This window comes from Treponema sp. UBA6852, from assembly GCA_002449305.1.
In the GTDB taxonomy this organism is placed as follows: domain Bacteria; phylum Spirochaetota; class Spirochaetia; order Treponematales; family Treponemataceae; genus Treponema_D.
The window spans coordinates 25062-40674 of the sequence record DKDI01000038.1 but is presented as its reverse complement, the minus strand read 5'-3'; the positions used below and the strand labels follow the sequence as shown (position 1 = coordinate 40674).

Genomic DNA, 15613 nt, shown 5'->3' with positions numbered 1-15613 from the left:
CAGATTCCTGACCGAGTTTACTGCGTAAACATCGCAGTGTCATAGCACGGGAATGGCAGCAAAGTATTTAATTATTTTTTTTGCGTAATATTGTCTATCCACTTTCTGCTTTTTACTCTTGCTGTTCCAATTACAAGCCTTACAATTTCTTCAACAGAAAGAAGTGCGTAAACTTTTGTTATTTCAAGTTTAAAGATGAGTGCGCCCAAAAGTCCAAGCGGAAGTCCTATTCCGTAAGTTCCCAAGACGTCTAGGAACAAAGTGAATTTTGTTTTTCCTCCGCTTCTAAGAATTCCGCTTCCTATTATCATGTTGCAGACCTTTATCCATAAATAGAATGCGAATATCCATAAAAGGTGATTTGCGTATTCACGGACTTGAGGCTCTACATTGTAAAATCTTGTATATATTGGAGCGAAAATAAAAATTAAAATTCCGATTACGGCGCATCCTGCAACACAGATTTTTATAAACTTCCAGGCAAGAGCGTAGCCTTTGTCAAAGTCATTTGAACCAAGCTCGTTGCCTATGAGAATGCCTGTGGCTGCTGAAAGTCCGCTGAAGAATCCTATTGTTAACCCTTGCACAGGAAAGGTTAACGTAATTGCCGCAAGCTCTGCTGTTCCCATATGTCCGTAAATTGCACTGTAGCCTGCATCTCCCAATGCCCATAAAAGTTCATTTCCAATTGCAGGGAGAGCTGTTATAAAAAATATTTTTAGAAATGAAAAATCATTTTTGCACAAAAGAACAGCTTTCATGTTTGCAGGATGATTTTTTCGTATCATAAAAATAATGAGAATTACGCACTGAACAAATATCGAAATTACAGTTGCAATTGCAGCTCCGTCTGAACCAAGGGCAGGAAATCCTAAAAGTCCAAAAATCATGATTGCATTGAGAACTGTGTTTATTGCTACAGAAATAAATCCTGTTACTAGTGTAGTTTTTGCAAATCCTGTGCTTCTTAGTATTGCAGAACAGCAGCTGATTATTGCAAGAGCAAAATAGCTTAATGAATTTATTCTTAGATAGTTTTTCCCTATTGAAATAACTTCTTTGTCTTTTGTAAAAAATGAAAGAACTAGTTCCGGTGTGAAAAGTGAAAAAATAAAAAATACAAGCGCAACTGCCAATGCTGCAAAAACCGAAGCTCTCATTACGTTTGCGTGCTTGCTGGAATCTTTTGCTCCTTCATATTGAGATGCGAAAATTGAACTTGCGGCTGCAATGCCTCCCAGTGCAAACAGCATTACAAAGCAAGGTCTTCCTGCAAGGCTTACTGCCGCAACTGTTTTTGAGCCTAGCTGACCAATCATAATCTGGTCAATCATTCCTAAGCACGACTGAATTAAATTCTGTAGTGAAATAGGAACGGCAATCGAAATTAAATTGTTCAAAAATGTTTTGTTCTCTGCCTTCATTTTAAAATCCTTTCTCCATTAAAGTTCCAATGCAAATGTCTTTGGAAATAATATCACGGTTGAATTTTTTCCTTAGCTTTTGCAAGTAAATATCAAAGTGAATATGTTCTGAAACGAGATTCACAATCAGCCTGTTGTCGCTTGTCATTCCAAGAAAATCATTTTCTCCGTCTGGCAGCTTTTGAATTTTGTGGTGCGGTCTGTGCGGAAAGAAAACTGCTCTGTCGTTACTTCCTACAATGCAGTGCGCCATATCTGAAACCAAAAGAATTCTTTGTTCTGGGCAGCAGTCTGTTCCGTCAAATCCGCAGAAAAATTCCAGCGGAATTTCAAGAGTGTCTAGATTTTTCCAGCTGAACAAAACAATTCTCACTTTTCTTTTTGCCGCTGAAAGAAGTGCATCCTTAAAGTATTCAAGCGGCATTGAGCAGTTGAACACAATTTCTTTTTTTGCCGCTGCAATAAGTTTGTTTACAACAGAAATGAGCTTTGTTTTGCCTTCGATGTTTACAAAGCGTTCCTGCGTTGAAATCGGCGAATTCAATTCCTTTAGCATTTCTTTTGCTTTTGCGGCATTGTCTGAATACTTTTGAGAAATCTCGTCAATTAAAACATCCGGCGGAACTGCCTGATATTCTGCTGTTGAACCTGGAATGCTTGTTATGCATTCTTTCTTCAATAAATTTTCCAATGCGGAATAAACAGAAGGGCGGGGCGCATTCAGTTTTTTTGCAATCTGATAGCCTCCCATTTTTTCCTCTGGAACAAGCGCACAGTAAACAAGCGATTCCATTTTTGAAAAACCAAGGCTGCCCAGTGTGTCAATGATTTTGTCTGTCATGTTTTTCCTTGAAATATGTTGTTAGTAGTAATTGTTTTACTACTAGTGAATATATCGTTTCTTTTTTTATATGTCAACAAATATTTTATTTATTATAAAAATGGTGGGAATTGCAGGTTTTTAATATAGAAAATCATACTTTTGTTATATTGGTTCTTGTTTTAGAAATAGGAAATGTTAAAATATATAAAAAAAACTGCCATGGCATTTACCAAGGCAGTTTGAAGACTATCCGGTCAGACCAGATAATGACATTGAATTGTTAATATTTTTTGTCTGCGTATCCAATCCAGCCTTCGTTTTCAACAAGGGCTTTTTCAAATCCTTCGAGCTTGAAAGGATAGCTTTTTGAGAGTGAGCCGGCAATGAGTTTTACTTTCCAAGTACCGTCTTCTTTCTGCTCAATTTTGCATTCTGTGTCTTTGTCTGCGAATGTTCTGAACATATCATCGATGTCTTTTTTGCTCATGTCCAGCGCAAGAAGACCGCAGTTGTACATATTCTGGCGGAAAATACGGGCAAAATTTACTGCGATTACACAATAAATTCCGTTTACTTCCAAAGCCCAGGGAGCGTGTTCACGGCTAGAACCACAGCCAAAGTTTTCACGTGTAATGATGACTTTTTTACCCAGAACGTCTGTCTTTGGATTGAAACCTTCAAGCTTTAAATCCTCAAGAAGATACGGCTGGAGCGCCTGCTTTGTATTTTCTGTGAGATACTTTGCAGGAATTATTTCGTCAGTATTAATATCTGAGCGATCCAAGAATAAAACTTGTCCACCAAACTGTTTCATTTTGTTCCTCGTCTTTATTTATTTTTCAGCCTTTAAAAAAGCATGAATTAGTGATTGTTCCAGCAATAGCTGTTGCGGCGGCTGTGGCAGGACTCATAAGATGAACCATTCCGCCTTTTCCCATGCGTCCGTTGAAGTTTCTGTTCGTTGTTGAAGCGCAGACTTCTCCTTCTGCAAGAACTCCGTTGCTCATTCCAAGACAGGCTCCGCAAGTCGGGTTTGTAACGCAGAATCCAGCGTCCATAAAAATCTTTATGATTCCTTCTTCAAGCGCCATTTTATAAACGAGCGGAGTAGCAGGACTTACGATTCCGCGCACACCATCTGCTATTTTGTGTCCTTTTAAAATTTCAGCGGCTACACGAAGGTCGCTTATTCTTCCGTTTGTGCATGAGCCGATGTAAACCTGATCAACTTTTGTTCCTTTCATTTCTGAAACTTTTTTTATCTGGTCAGGCTTGTATTCGATTGTACATACAGGCTCAAGATTTGACAAGTCAAATGTGTAAACTTTTTCGTATTCCGCATCTTCATCATCAATCCATTTGGTGTATTCTTTAAGGGCTGCTTCTTTTGACTCGAATTCATCTTTGATAAATGGCCAAAGATATTCTACTGTTGTCATGTCAGGAAAACAGATTCCGCTTGTTGCGCCGGCTTCAACTGCCATGTTGCAAATTGTCATTCTTTCTTCCATTGACATATTGTCAACAATCGGACCTGTAAATTCTGCAACGCAGTTTGTAGCTCCGTTTACTCCAATCTGACCAATCAGGAAAAGAATCACATCCTTTGCATAAACTCCGTCTTTGAGTTTGCCATTTAGAATAAATTTTATAGCTTTTGGCTCGCGGAAAGAACATACGCCTTTTAATATTCCAACTTCAAGGTCTGTTGTTCCGACTCCAGCTGCAAATGCTCCGAAAGCTCCATGTGTGCAAGTGTGGCTGTCTCCCATGATTACTGTAAATCCAGGGCGGACAAATCCTTTTTCTGGGAAAATTGCATGGCAGACGCCGTTTGCTCCTATGTCAAAGAAATCTTTTATGTTGTTGCGTTTTGCCCAGTCACGGAGAATTTTTTCCTGCATTGCGCATTTACTGTCTTTTGCAGGAGTTACGTGGTCTATGACTGCCTTGATTTTTGTGCTGTCAAAAACTCTGTCTTTGTTCCTTTCAATAAGGTCGTTGATTGCGATTGGCGTTGTGATTTCATGGCAGAAAACCCTGTCAAGCTTAAGAATGTTTGTTCCTTCAAAAGGGGATTCAACCAAATGTGATGAAAAGATTTTCTGTGCTATAGTTTTTCCCATAGAAATTCCTCTGTATTAATAGGCTTTAGTATAATTAAAGTTTATTAAGTAAAAATAAAATTGTCAATATGCTTTTAAGAAACAACATTCTGTGGTTTTCCGCTGACAAAGCATTTTAGGTTTTCTATTACGATATTTAAAAGTCTTTGCCTTGTTTCTGTGGCGGCCCAAGCGATGTGCGGAGTTATAATGCAGTTTTTTGCTCCAAGCAAAGGATTGTCGTTTTTCATAGGCTCTTCGCTTACAACATCCGCTGCGTAGCCTGCAATTTTTCCGCTGTCAAGAAATTCCCTTACATCTTTTTCATTTACAAGCGGTCCTCTGGCTGTGTTTATTAAAAATGCGGTTTTCTTCATTAAAGAAAGAGTTGTTTTGTTTACGACATTTTTAGTTTTTTCAGTTAAAGGCGCATGAAGGGAAATAAAATCAGATTCGTTGAACAAAGTTGAAATATCAACTGGATTTTTTATTTCGGGTTTGGGCGTTCTAGTGCAGACAATAACTTTCATTCCGTATGCTTCCGCAATTCTTGCAACTCTGGAGCCTATACTTCCGTAGCCGAAAATTCCGAGAGTTTTTCCTTCAAGTTCAATAAGCGGAACTTTCCAGTAGCAGAAATCCGGGCATTTTGTCCAGTCTCCAGACATTACGCTGTCTGAATGAAGCTGTGTGTGGCAGGCAAATTCACTTATAAAAGCGAATACAAGCTGCGCGACACCTGCTGTGCTATAAGATGGCACATTTGTTACAGTAACATTATGCCTTTTGCAAGCTTCCAAGTCGATTACATTGTAGCCTGTCGCCTGAACTCCAATATATTTTAGATTCGGACATTTATCAAGAATTTCTTCTGTTATGTTTATTTTATTTAAAAGAATCGCATCGCTGTCGCCAATTCTTTCTGCAACTAGAGAAACTTCTGTCCTTGGAAAAACTGCGACTTGCCCGAATTGTTCTAGCGGCGACCATGAAAGATCGCCTGGATTCAAGGCATTGCCGTCAAGAACTGTTATTTTCATATAGAATTAGCCGAGAGCAATAACGCCAGTGGAGTTGATTGCTGCATTTATCGCATCCTCTATACCAGCTGTTCCTTCGTCAAAGTCAACGCAAACTTGGCATTTTGCTGCTGAAGAGACTACATTTGTAACACCTGCGACTGCTTTTACTGCTGTATCAACTTTTGCTGCCGCCGCATCATCATCCATTCCTGTAACATAAATCTTTTTCTGCATTTTTGTCTCCTAGCAAAATTTTAAATACAAAATTATTATAATAGGGATTATGTTTTTTTTCAAGCAAATTTAACTGCTTGAAGCTGCAGAACGACCTAATTGACCACAAGCACCGCCAATTTTTACACCTCGACGAATTCTTAAGTTTACTTTAAGGTTTGCTTTTTCAAGAATTTTCACAAATTCTTCGCATTCTTTCCTTGAAGGAGTCTTAAATTGTAAATCTTTAACTGGATTCCATGGAATGAGGTTTATGTAAGCGTCAAGGCCTGCGGCAAATTCAATCATTCGTTTTGCGCTTTCTATTCCTGTGTTTTGTCCTGAAAGAAGGGCGGCTTCCAATGTTATTCTTTTTCCAGTTTTCTCAGAATAAAATTTTATCGCTTTTTTTAGTTCAGGCAGTGGATTCCCTTTTGAAACTGGCATAAGCTTTTCCCTAAGAGCAGGATCGGCTGTTGTTAAGGAAATTGCAAGGCGCACAAACGGACCGTTTTCTGCAAGTTCATAGATTCCGCTTATAAGTCCGCAAGTGCTCAATGTAATTCTTCTGGGGCTTAATCCTCTGCCTTTTTTATCTGTTAAAATTGCCACGGCTTTTCTTATTGCATCAAGGTTTTGAAGCGGTTCTCCCATTCCCATAAAAACAATGTTGTCTAGTGTTCCAGCTTCTTTTTCCATAAAGAAGAATTCTTCAACAATTTCTCCGGTGGTAAGATTTCTACCAAGTCCAAGACGTCCTGTCTGGCAAAAAGCGCACCCCATTGCGCAACCAGCCTGGCAACTTACACAGGCAGTTTTTCTTCCTTCTTTATCTGTTAGAAGAACTGTTTCTATTGCAAGTCCGTCTGAAAGTGTAATTTGAAGCTTTATAGTTCCGTCAGGATCTTTTAATACTTCTGTTACTTTTGACGAGCGGAGAAGTGCGTTTTCTTCCAGAAATTTTCTTGTGGCTTTGTCGATGTTTGTCATCTGCTCAAAAGATTCCGCGCCTTTTGAAATCCATTCATAAATTTGCTTTGCGCGGAAAGACGGCGACAATTGAATTTTGTTTGCTATTTCTTCAGGGAAAAGCCCCGAAATTGAAACTTTTTTTTCCATAAAAATGTAATCAGTTTTCTTGAAGTTGGTCTATGAAGTCGTTTATTGCCTGATTTTTTATTCCAAGCTTTTGAAATGAATGAAGAGTTTCCAATGCTTCTTTTTTATTGTTCATTTTTAGATAGCAGTCTGCAAGGTCTATGTAAAGCCGGTAGTTTTTTGGATCTCCATTCACAAGCTGTGTAAGCCTATCTGCCGCTTCTTCAAATTTTCCTTCTCCCTTGCATATAAGGGCAAGCCCTAAGGCTGCATAAATGTCAAAATCTATATCCATTGCACGGTTGTAATATTCTGCGGCTGTGGCATAGTCGCCTGTGTTTCTGTATGCGTCTCCAGTGCGCGTCAGGATGACTTTGTTTTTAGGGTCGATTTCAAGGATTTTATTCCAGTAGCCAATTGAGCGGAACTGCTGGTTCATTCCTCGGTAACAGTCTGCTATTCCGAACAAGGCATAGAAATTATTCGGGTCAAGTTCAAGAGCTTTTTCAAAGTAGGGAAGTCCTTTTTCAAATGTCTTGATTTTTCTGTGGCAGTTTCCTATAGAAGTAAGAACTCTTATATCTACGTGCGAAGGATTCCTTTCCAGCATTCGTGTCCAATAGAAAAGCGCGTCCTTGTATTCCTTAAAATCGTAGTGAAGATGTCCTAGCCCAATCAGCGCATAGGCATTGTTTTCTTCCATGTCGAGGACTTTTAAATAAAGATTCTTTGATTTTTTAAAGTCCCTGATTTTTCTATAGGCATCGGCGACTCTTGTTAAGACAGTTATGTTTCTGTCATCATGGACAAGATATTGCTCCCAAATTTCTATGGCTTTTTTATACTGATTTATTGCCTTGTAGCAGTCCGCAAGTCCAAAAAGCGCGTAGTTGTTTCCGGGATGGCAGGAAAGGCATTTTGAGTAATATTCTATCGCTTCTTTAAAGTGGCATTGCTTGCGCTCGCTGTCGCCAAGTCCTACAAGCGCATAATTGTTGTTTTCTTCTATATTAAGAATCTGGCTGAATGCTTCTATGGCTTCTTTTGTGCTGTTATCCTTTAAATACTGATAACCTTTTTTTGAAAGCTCGCTTATTGCTGCGTTTGCGCCGTCTGTTTTGTTGAATTCCTGTGTCTGTGAAAAACTGAATTCTTCCGGTTTAAATTCATCAGCCATTTTTTTACCTCTCTTAACTTTTTAGCATAACAGACACAGTCTGCGATATTTTTTCTATAATTGGTTCGCTTTTTCTTTTGTTATGGGCAAGAAGATACATTTTCAGCGCATCTAAATATTTATTTTCTTTGTTATAATTGTCTCCTATTCTTGTAAGGCCGTCTGAATATCCTGTAGTAATGAAAATTCTTTTTGCCATTTCAACTTTGCCTTCGTTGAGCAGTGCGTTTGCTTTTCTGTTAAGGACGACTTTTTGCTGGTCAGAAAGCCCTTCTAGCGGCAAATCGGAAGTCTTTATGAATTTAAGTTCTTCTGGCTTTGAGTCGATTTGATTTTTTAAATTACTTGTCATTACTTTTAACCTTATAGAATACAGTTTTAATTGTAACTTGTTATTTCGATTTGTCAAGCAATGGTTTTAAAGTCTTTTAATTTGTCTGCTTGGCGTTTTCTTCATATTTATAGAAGTTTACGATTGAGCGCCCGTAAATTCTTTTGTCTGAAAGAACAAGATTTCCTATTTTATCTGGAAGCGGATCTTCTGCAGGGTAGTGGATTAAAAGCTGGCCGTTTTTTGTAAGAAGTTCTCTTGTTCCGGCAGTTTCCACAAGTTCTTTTCTGAATTTATATGGAAAAGGCGGATCTAAAAATATATAGTCAAATTTTTCTTTGCAGCGTTTTAAAAAAAGCTCAACAGCCATAAAGCGGCAGTTTATACGGACTCCGACTTCTTCTGCCATTTTTACATTTTTGAGGATTGTCTTTGCCTTTGACTTGTCCATTTCGCAAAGTGTTACTGCGGAAGCTCCGTGCGAAACTGCTTCAAGTGCAATTGTTCCAGAGCCGCTGAACAAGTCAAGAAAAGATTTCCCTTCAAGAGAGAATCCTAGTATGTTGAAAACGGACTCTCTCATTTTGTCCATTGCAGGACGAATCGCCATTTTTCCGTAAGGAGTTTCTGTAACACGCCCTTTTAGCTTTCCGCCTGTAATTCTCATTTTTAGTTTGCTCCGTTGAGAGACCAGTAAATGTCGTCGTGGGCAAGATTTTTGTTTGCTTTTGCGTAGTCAAAGGCTGTGTTTCCGTTTTCATCCTGAAAAGCCGGATTCGCGCCTGCATCTATGAGCTGCTTTAAAACCAAAGTTGATTTTCCGTATTGCGCCGCGTACATCAATGGGCTTTGTCCTTTCCACAAGCGGTTCAGCGGAATTCCCATGTCAAGGAACAGCTTGATTTTTGCTTCGCGTATGTGGTCAGAAGATGAATTTCCTGTTATTGCAAAGATAAATGCCCTGAAAACTTCATCTTCGGAAATGCTTCTGTTTTTTAGAAGAACTGAAATTATTTCAGGATTCTGTGAATAATCCGCAGCCATTAAAAGTGGAGTTGCATTGAATTTGTTTCTTACACGGATATATGCGGCGTTTTCAATGAGCATATTAAGAATATTCAGGTTGTTTTGGTATCTTACCGCGTACATTAAAGCTGTCCAGCCGTCTTTGTCCCTAAGATTTACGTCTGCTCCGTTTTTAAGAAGCAAATTTACGTCCCAGTCGTTTCCGGCTTTTGCTGCTCTCATAAGAAGTGTAACGCCGTTTTTGTCTGCCGCGTTCGGATTTTCTATGTATTCGGTTTTATTTTCAGGCGGCTGTTCTGCTGGTTTGTCTTCGTTTTCTGCGTAGTCTAAAAGAAATGCGCTTGCGTACTGCTGAATTTCAGCTTGCTTTGCATTTTCTGCTTCTGCATTTGAAGTGTTTGAGTCAATTGAAGTTGATTGCGCTGTTTGCTCTGAAGGTTGTGCGGCTTCTGTTGTTGGAGTGGCGGCAGTTTCCTGTGCTGGTGGCTCTGGAACATAAAGTCCTTGAGGATCTTCTGTGTATTCCGTGAGTTTTTGATAAACGCTGTATTCAGGATTCATTCTTGCGTATGCGAACGAGTTCATTCCACTTTTGTCTTTCTGCAGAACTCTTGCGTCCCGGCTGCGCTTTAAAACGATTCCGTACTTTGCAATAAGGTCGATTACATTTTTGTCAGAGGAATACTGGGCTGCGTACATCAGCGGAGTTTTTCCTTCTTTTGTCTTTACGCTTGGATTCGACTCTTTTTCGAGGCAAAGGTTTATGATGCCAATGTCTCTGTTGTTTTTCAGGGCGAGCATAAGAAATGTTTCTCTGTTGGTTCCGAATACCTGAGTAGAAAGATTCCGGTTTTCTTTAAATGCTTGGCGGATTTCTGCTTCCGTTCCCTGTTTTGCAAGCAGCTCGTAGTCAACATCGTCTTTTGCGTACATGGCGGCAGGAATAAGCGCGGTCAGTAAAAATACAAATAAAAACTTCTTCTTCATATATTGCAATTATATTCAACTGCGCTGAAAAAAACAATAATATTGAAAAAAAATCCCTTTGACTTTTGATATATGGCATGATAGAATTTGCTGAAATTTTTGCATCCAGTTTGGAAGGCAGAACTTTTAGATTAACTAATAGAAGGAAAAGTTATGAAATTTGGACATTATGATGATGTAAACAGGGAATACGTCATTGAAACTCCACAGACACCTTACCCTTGGATTAACTACCTTGGAAACGAGAAGTTTTTCTCTCTTATTTCCAATACAGCAGGTGGTTATGCCTTTTATACAGACGCCCGTTTGCGCCGCTTGACCCGTTACCGCTACAACGATATTCCGCTTGACTCTAACGGACGCTATTTCTATATCAAGGACGGAGATACAGTTTGGAATCCTGCATGGCAGCCAACTCAGACTCCTCTTGACAGCTACGAGTGCCGCCACGGATTTGGATATACAAAATTCGCTTCTAAGAAAAACGATGTTTCCGCCCAGGTTCTTTGCATGGTTCCTAATGGCGTTAACTGCGAAGTTGAAATGGTTACACTTAAGAACGAAGGAAAGTCTGAAAAAAAGCTTTCTCTTGTTTCTTTTGTCGAGTGGTGTCTTTACAACGCTTCTGACGACTGCCAGAACTTCCAGAGAAACTTTTCTACTGGCGAAGTTGAAATTGAAGGCAGCGTAATTTATCACAAGACTGAATACCGCGAGCGCCGCAATCACTTTACATTCTATTCTGTAAATGCTCCTGTTGACGGATTTGACACAGACCGCGAGACTTGGCTTGGACTTTACAATCCTCTTTCTAAGCCAAAGACTGTAATGGAAGGAAAAAGCGGAAACTCTGTTGCTGACGGATGGAGCCCGATTGCTTCTCACCGCCTGAATGTTGAACTTAAGGCTGGAGAGGAAAAAACTTTTGTTTTTGTTCTTGGATATGTTGAAAATGACCAGGATAAAAAGTGGACAACACAGACAAAAGGCGAGCTTCTTCGCACAAACACAGCAAGCGGAATTATCAATAAAGAGAAGGCTTATGCAATTCAGGAAAGATTCAGCACAAAAGAAAAAGTAGAAAAGGAATTCAGCGTTCTTAAGGAATTCTGGAATGAAATTCTTTCTCACTTTACTCTTAAGACTGGAGACGAAAAACTTGACCGCATGGCTCTGTGGAACCAGTACCAGTGCGTTGTTACGTACAACTTTGCGCGCTCAGCTTCTTACTTTGAAAGCGGAATCGGACGTGGAATGGGCTTCCGTGATACTTCTCAGGATATGCTCGGCGCAGCTCATCAGCTTCCTAACTCAAGAATCCGCGAGCGTCTTTTTGATGTTGCTGCTACACAGTTTGAAGACGGTTCAGCTTACCATCAGTTCCAGCCGCTTACAAAACGTGGAAATGCAGACATCGGCTCTAACTTTAATGATGATCCGCTCTGGCTTGTGCTTGGTGTTGGACGCTATATTTGTGAAACTGGCGACAAGGACTTCCTTAATGAAATGGTTCCTTTTGACAACAGCGAGACAAACAAGGCCACAATGTATGAGCACCTTAAACGCTCTTACCGCTATATCACAACCCACATGGGACCGCACGGACTTCCTCTTATTGGACGCGCTGACTGGAACGACTGTTTGAACTTGAACTGCTTTAGCATGAATCCGAATGATTCTTTCCAGACTTGCACAAACAAGGAAGGCAAGAACGCTGAGTCTGTAATGATTGCGGAAATGTTTGTCTATGTAACTCCTGACTATGCGGCAATGTGCCGTCTTCAGGGCGATGAAGAAGAAGCTAAGTTTGCAGAAGATGCCGCAAAGAAAATGGAAGAGGCAATCTGCACTGCTGGCTGGGACGGAGAATGGTATGTGCGCGCTTATGATGATGCCGGAAACAAAATTGGCTCGCATGAATGCAAGGACGGAAAAATCTTTATTGAGTCGCAGGGATTCGGAACAATGGCAAAAGTCGGAAAAGACAAAGGCTATCCAGAAAAATCTCTTGACAGCGTAAAGAAATATCTTGATTCAAAGTACGGAATCGTAATCTGCTGGCCTGCATATCAGGATTACCACATTGAGCTTGGAGAAGTTTCTTCTTATCCGCCTGGATACAAAGAGAACGGAGGAATTTTCTGCCATAACAATCCGTGGGTAATTATCGGTGAAGTTGTAAACGGTCGTCCTCAGGATGCGTTTGAGCATTACAAAAAGATTGCTCCGGCTTATGTTGAAGAAATTTCAGACATTCATCGCACAGAGCCTTATGTTTACAGCCAGATGGTCGCTGGAAAAGAAGCCCGCCGCGAAGGTGAAGCAAAGAACTCTTGGCTTACAGGAACAGCAGCCTGGAACTTTGTTGCATTGAGCCAGTATCTTTGCGGACTTCGCCCAAGCTATGAAGGCCTTGTTGTTGAGCCTCGTCTTCCTGAACATGTTAAGACTGCCGAAATGACACGCAAATTCCGCGGAGTTGAATACGTAATCAGTGTAAAGAACAACAAGAACGACGGAGATGTAAAAGTTGAAGTTGTTTCCGGCGGAAAAGCTAACGGAACTACTGTTGTTGCCGACAGCGGCGCAAAGCAGGTTAAAGTTTCTGTAACTGTAGGCTAGTTTGATTTAATTTAAAAACACTTTTTGCTATATGCCGTGTGTTTCTTGCACGGTGTATAGCTTTTTTTTGAAAAGAAATTTTTCAGTTTGATTATAACTTTATAGGATTGTATTCGCCTGCGTTTTCCTTGAAAATCACATCGATAGGAACAAAGATTCTCTGCGGAATTTCTTGAAGAAGAACTTTGCTTTTAAAAATTTCATTCACGCTTGTGTAGCCTTGGTATTCAGGACGCTGTGAAATTACGCAGTCAATGTTTCCGGTCATAAGTCCGTTTCTGTTTTGTTCTTGCATATCGTAGCTTATCAGGGCGACTTTGCTTTTCCTGTTTGTGTAGCTAAGGTACTGACCGATTATGTAACCTTCCGTGTGAGTTGCGAAAATTCCATTTATTTCTGGCTCGGATTTGAACAAATTGTCCAGAAAATTAAAAATTCCTTGATTTGACTCATTTGTGCAGAGAGTTTCTATTACTTGGCAATTTGTGTCATGGCTAAAATAATCCGTAAATCCCCTTAGACGCTCCAAAAGATTGTATGAATCCTTGTAAAAACGAAGCACAGAAAATTTTCCGCTTTCCTTTAGGAGTTTCATTATGTGTCCCGCGCATTGTCCGCCTCTGTACGGATTCTGCGCTATTGTAATAGTCGGATTTGCTCTTGGTAGCGGGGAGTCTACGAAAATGTAAGGAATCTTTATCTGGCTGAATATTTCTTCTGCTTCCTGCGGAACAATTGGAACTGTTATCAGCGCCTGCAAATTTTTTACAAACAGCCTTTGTGAAGCCTTTGTCATTGAGCCGTATTCAGTTCTGTCAAAGTATTCAAATTCGAGCTTTATTCCAAACGCGGAAAGTTCTGATTCGGCTTCTTTCATTCCCTTGAATATCATTTGCCAGTAGCCGCTTCCAGAGACGGGCGGAGGCATTAAAACTCCAATAACAAAAGGCTTGTTCTTTTTTAGTGTACGGGCAAGGGGGTTCGGAGTGTATCCATATTTTTCGATTACGGCTTCTACCGCAAGTTTTGTTTTTTCGGAAACTTTTCCTCTGTTATGCAGAACTCTGTCTACTGTTCCAATTGAAACGCCTGATTTTTTTGCTATTTCTGTTATTGTCATAGCCGCCTCTTATTTTGTCAAATCGTGTTGACGTACACATTTTAGCATTGTTTTTTTCGTGGCGCAAATAATTTTCACTTGTTTTGTGAAAAAAAGTTTTCTAGTGAAAATCGTATTAATTTTTGTTTATTTTTTTGAACTATATTATTATTTTTCTTTGTTTTTGTGCATGAAAATCACCTTTTTTAAGTGTATTTATAACTAAAATTTATAAAAGAATTTATTTGACAAATGTGCGGAACGGGTTTATATATTGATTATAGTGTTAACGAACACACGAAAAATTCTGTTTAACTATTTTTTTGGAGGACAAAATATGAAAAAAACAGTTTGCGCTGTGCTTGGCATGGCTTTGATTGGCGGCGCGGTTTTTACCGGATGCTCTAAAGCTGGTGGCGATGTCGTAATGAACAAGGACAAGCCGCTTGTTTTCTTTAACAGACAGCCTTCAGATCCTACAACTGGCGAAATCGATATGGCTACAATGAATTGGAACAGCAAGACTTACTATGTTGGCTTTGATGCTGCTGGCGGCGGTGCTGTTCAGGGAAAACTTATTGCTGACTATCTTGCTTCCGCTGATCCTGCCGTTATTGACCGCAACGGAGATGGAATTCTCGGATATGTTCTTTGCATTGGAGATGTCGGACACAATGACTCTAAGGCTCGTACAGAGGGAATCCGCAAGGCTCTCGGAACTTGGGACGGCTCTACAGATCCTGGAAAAGTAAAGGAAGGCTCTATTTCTGTAGGCGGAAAAACACTGAAAGTTGTTGAGCTTGAAGGAAAGGCGATGACTGGAACTGACGGTTCTACTTGGAACGCAAACGCTGCTACAGAAGCAATGGGCGGCTGGGCTACAAAATTCGGAAATCAGCTTGACATGGTAGTTTCTAACAACGACGGAATGGCAATGGGTTGTCTTCAGGCTTCAAACTACCCAGCTGGAGTTCCAGTATTCGGATATGATGCAAACGCTGACGCAATCGAAGCAATCGGCGCTGGAAAACTCACAGGAACAGTTTCTCAGAACGTAGACGCTCAGGCAACGGCAACTTTGCAGGTTCTTCGCAATCTTCTCGATGGACTTACAGGCGAAGATGTTTACAAGAAAGGAATTTCAGAGCTGGATTCTTATGGAAACAAGATTTCTGCTCCTGTTCAGTATGTTGATTCAACAAAGGCTTTGCTTGCTGAAAACTCTGGAGTAAACAGTGGAAACTGGCAGCAGTACACAGCAGGAAACCGCGATTCAGGTGTAAAGAAATCGACTGCTCCTTCAAAGAAAGTTTTGCTTACAATTTACAACTCTGCGGATAACTTCCTTTCGTCTTCTTATCTTCCTGCTTTGCAGTACTACGCTCCGCTTTTGAACATTGACCTTACAGTAGTTCAGGGAGACGGACAGAACGAATCTAGCTGTCTTGACAGATTTACAAACCTTAACAACTACGATGCTTATGCAATCAACATGGTTAAGACAAATTCTGGAAGAGACTATACAGACAAGCTCAAGTACTAATAAAGTTTAATTTTGGGGCTGGATGAAAATTTCAGCCCGATTTTCAGAAGGTATTTGATTTTTTTTAAGATTGGGGATGTCTAATAAGTTCTAAATGTCATTGTCGTACTTGATACGACAATCTCTAAATGATTGCAATATAT

At 40.0% G+C, this 15613-nt stretch carries 14 protein-coding genes; 2 read left to right on the top strand and 12 right to left on the bottom strand.

The features are described from left to right. Nucleotides 1–71 precede the first annotated feature (71 nt). The 11 genes from B3209_RS08715 to B3209_RS08665 all read right to left on the bottom strand — a co-directional run bounded on the left by B3209_RS08715 (nt 72) and on the right by B3209_RS08665 (nt 10206). A complete protein-coding gene (locus B3209_RS08715) occupies nt 72–1424 on the bottom strand; it encodes an MATE family efflux transporter (RefSeq protein ID WP_296690479.1) in 1353 nt (450 codons plus the stop codon). 1 nt (nt 1425) lies between these two features. Beyond that, complete coding sequence (locus B3209_RS08710) at nt 1426–2265, bottom strand: TrmB family transcriptional regulator (protein WP_296662338.1); 840 nt, start codon at nt 2263–2265, stop codon at nt 1426–1428. 262 nt (nt 2266–2527) lie between these two features. Continuing rightward, nucleotides 2528–3061, bottom strand: coding sequence for a 3-isopropylmalate dehydratase small subunit (locus B3209_RS08705; protein ID WP_013701560.1), 534 nt, complete (start codon nt 3059–3061; stop codon nt 2528–2530). Between the two features lie 25 nt (nt 3062–3086). Next, nucleotides 3087–4373 (bottom strand): 3-isopropylmalate dehydratase large subunit, encoded by a 1287-nt coding sequence (locus B3209_RS08700; RefSeq protein WP_296662340.1) that lies wholly within the window; start codon nt 4371–4373, stop codon nt 3087–3089. A 74-nt stretch (nt 4374–4447) separates the two neighbouring features. Continuing rightward, a complete protein-coding gene (locus B3209_RS08695; protein WP_296662342.1) occupies nt 4448–5392 on the bottom strand; it encodes a D-2-hydroxyacid dehydrogenase in 945 nt (314 codons plus the stop codon). Between the two features lie 6 nt (nt 5393–5398). Beyond that, nucleotides 5399–5608: a heavy metal transporter gene (locus B3209_RS08690; protein WP_295800367.1), complete on the bottom strand. Its 210-nt coding sequence runs from the start codon at nt 5606–5608 to the stop codon at nt 5399–5401. Nucleotides 5609–5677: 69 nt separating this feature from the next. Beyond that, nucleotides 5678–6706 carry a 23S rRNA (adenine(2503)-C(2))-methyltransferase RlmN gene (rlmN, locus tag B3209_RS08685; protein ID WP_296662344.1) on the bottom strand — a complete coding sequence of 343 codons (1029 nt, stop codon included), beginning with the start codon at nt 6704–6706 and terminating at the stop codon, nt 5678–5680. A 10-nt stretch (nt 6707–6716) separates the two neighbouring features. After that, nucleotides 6717–7862, bottom strand: a complete 1146-nt coding sequence (locus B3209_RS08680) for a tetratricopeptide repeat protein (protein ID WP_296662345.1) — start codon at nt 7860–7862, stop codon at nt 6717–6719. Between the two features lie 13 nt (nt 7863–7875). Then, a complete protein-coding gene (locus B3209_RS08675; protein WP_296662347.1) occupies nt 7876–8214 on the bottom strand; it encodes a hypothetical protein in 339 nt (112 codons plus the stop codon). A gap of 76 nt (nt 8215–8290) precedes the next feature. Continuing rightward, nucleotides 8291–8860: a 16S rRNA (guanine(966)-N(2))-methyltransferase RsmD gene (gene rsmD, locus B3209_RS08670; protein ID WP_296662349.1), complete on the bottom strand. Its 570-nt coding sequence runs from the start codon at nt 8858–8860 to the stop codon at nt 8291–8293. Between the two features lie 2 nt (nt 8861–8862). Further along, nucleotides 8863–10206, bottom strand: coding sequence for an ankyrin repeat domain-containing protein (locus B3209_RS08665; RefSeq protein WP_296690477.1), 1344 nt, complete (start codon nt 10204–10206; stop codon nt 8863–8865). A gap of 153 nt (nt 10207–10359) precedes the next feature. Between B3209_RS08665 and B3209_RS08660 the strand changes: the two genes are divergently transcribed. Then, nucleotides 10360–12828 (top strand): GH36-type glycosyl hydrolase domain-containing protein, encoded by a 2469-nt coding sequence (locus tag B3209_RS08660; protein WP_296662353.1) that lies wholly within the window; start codon nt 10360–10362, stop codon nt 12826–12828. A gap of 91 nt (nt 12829–12919) precedes the next feature. On the opposite strand, the gene B3209_RS08655 is transcribed toward B3209_RS08660, so the two are convergent. After that, entirely contained in the window at nt 12920–13948 is a 1029-nt protein-coding gene (locus tag B3209_RS08655; protein WP_296662356.1) for a LacI family DNA-binding transcriptional regulator, read from the bottom strand. Nucleotides 13949–14294: 346 nt separating this feature from the next. On the opposite strand from B3209_RS08655, the gene B3209_RS08650 reads away from it, so the two are divergent. Next, a complete protein-coding gene (locus B3209_RS08650; RefSeq protein ID WP_296662358.1) occupies nt 14295–15470 on the top strand; it encodes a substrate-binding domain-containing protein in 1176 nt (391 codons plus the stop codon). Nucleotides 15471–15613: the final 143 nt, after the last annotated feature.

Coding starts and splice junctions, on each gene's coding strand:
- rlmN (WP_296662344.1), bottom strand. CDS start 6,706: ATGGAAAAAAAAGTTTCAATTTCGGGGCTTTTCCCTGAAGAAATAGCA.
- B3209_RS08700 (WP_296662340.1), bottom strand. CDS start 4,373: ATGGGAAAAACTATAGCACAGAAAATCTTTTCATCACATTTGGTTGAA.
- B3209_RS08665 (WP_296690477.1), bottom strand. CDS start 10,206: ATGAAGAAGAAGTTTTTATTTGTATTTTTACTGACCGCGCTTATTCCT.
- B3209_RS08690 (WP_295800367.1), bottom strand. CDS start 5,608: ATGCAGAAAAAGATTTATGTTACAGGAATGGATGATGATGCGGCGGCA.
- B3209_RS08675 (WP_296662347.1), bottom strand. CDS start 8,214: ATGACAAGTAATTTAAAAAATCAAATCGACTCAAAGCCAGAAGAACTT.
- B3209_RS08660 (WP_296662353.1), top strand. CDS start 10,360: ATGAAATTTGGACATTATGATGATGTAAACAGGGAATACGTCATTGAA.
- B3209_RS08655 (WP_296662356.1), bottom strand. CDS start 13,948: ATGACAATAACAGAAATAGCAAAAAAATCAGGCGTTTCAATTGGAACA.
- B3209_RS08715 (WP_296690479.1), bottom strand. CDS start 1,424: ATGAAGGCAGAGAACAAAACATTTTTGAACAATTTAATTTCGATTGCC.
- rsmD (WP_296662349.1), bottom strand. CDS start 8,860: ATGAGAATTACAGGCGGAAAGCTAAAAGGGCGTGTTACAGAAACTCCT.
- B3209_RS08650 (WP_296662358.1), top strand. CDS start 14,295: ATGGCTTTGATTGGCGGCGCGGTTTTTACCGGATGCTCTAAAGCTGGT.
- B3209_RS08710 (WP_296662338.1), bottom strand. CDS start 2,265: ATGACAGACAAAATCATTGACACACTGGGCAGCCTTGGTTTTTCAAAA.
- B3209_RS08695 (WP_296662342.1), bottom strand. CDS start 5,392: ATGAAAATAACAGTTCTTGACGGCAATGCCTTGAATCCAGGCGATCTT.
- B3209_RS08680 (WP_296662345.1), bottom strand. CDS start 7,862: ATGGCTGATGAATTTAAACCGGAAGAATTCAGTTTTTCACAGACACAG.
- B3209_RS08705 (WP_013701560.1), bottom strand. CDS start 3,061: ATGAAACAGTTTGGTGGACAAGTTTTATTCTTGGATCGCTCAGATATT.